The 267-nt window shown below is 44.9% G+C and carries 1 protein-coding gene; it reads left to right on the top strand.

All coding sequences use genetic code 11. The features are described from left to right. Positions 1-119 precede the first annotated feature (119 nt). Positions 120-267, top strand: a 148-nt coding sequence (locus tag L9G74_RS22405; RefSeq protein WP_326521527.1) for a zinc ribbon domain-containing protein, incomplete at its 3' end; no start/stop codon positions are given.

Here is a 267-nt window from a genome sequence, read left to right on the forward strand (position 1 = left end):
TCTTTGAACGTCGACGTGACTTTCTCCACAATGTCTCGACTACACTAATCAAGAACCACGATTTCGTAGCCGCAGAGGAATTGCGGAGTAAAAATATGCTGAAGAATCATGCTTTAGCGATGAGTATTACGGACGTAGGTTGGCGGACTTTCTTAGGAATGTTGGCTTATAAAGCAGAACTCTACCATTGCCAATTCCTTACGGTGAATCCTAAGAACACTACGCAGGCTTGCCATGAATGTGGTTTTGTGATGGGCACAGCAGGGA

It is taken from the genome of Shewanella electrica, assembly GCF_022321485.1.
GTDB classification, from domain to species: domain Bacteria; phylum Pseudomonadota; class Gammaproteobacteria; order Enterobacterales; family Shewanellaceae; genus Shewanella; species Shewanella electrica.